At 66.9% G+C, this 532-nt stretch carries 1 protein-coding gene; it reads left to right on the top strand.

Annotation, left to right across the window (positions count from 1 at the left end; translation table 11 throughout):
- A partial coding sequence (locus HX846_RS37960) for a beta-ketoacyl synthase N-terminal-like domain-containing protein (RefSeq protein ID WP_306173212.1) occupies positions 1-532 on the top strand: 532 nt, incomplete at both ends.

Below are 532 nucleotides of genomic sequence, written 5' to 3'. Positions count from 1 at the left end.
GCTGGCCGGGCTGCCGGTGAGCGTGCCGGGCACCACCCTCAACCGTTTGTGCGGCTCGGGGCTGGACGCCATCGGCAGCGCGGCCCGGGCGATTCGCTGTGGCGAGGCTGGCTTGATGCTGGTGGGCGGCGTGGAATCGATGTCCCGGGCGCCGCTGGTAATGGGCAAGGCCGAACATGCGTTTTCCCGCGATGCGCAGCTATACGACACCACCATTGGCTGGCGCTTCGTCAACCCGCTGATGAAAAAGGCCTACGGGATCGACTCGATGCCGGAGACCGCTGAAAACGTCGCCGAGCAGTTCAATATCTCCCGTGCCGACCAGGACGCGTTTGCCCTGCGCAGCCAGCAACGTGCAGCCGCCGCCCAGGCCAGCGGGCGCCTGGCCAGGGAAATCGTCGCGGTGGAAATCCCCCAGCGCAAAGGCCCGGCCAAGGTGGTGGAACACGACGAACACCCCCGCGGCGACACCACCCTTGAGCAACTGCAGAAACTTGGCACGCCATTCCGCGAGGGTGGCAGCATCACCGCC

It is taken from the genome of Pseudomonas sp. K5002, from assembly GCF_013386655.1.
Lineage (GTDB): Bacteria > Pseudomonadota > Gammaproteobacteria > Pseudomonadales > Pseudomonadaceae > Aquipseudomonas.
Note: the sequence above shows the minus strand (reverse complement) of the source record. Positions and strands in the feature narration are given on the sequence as shown.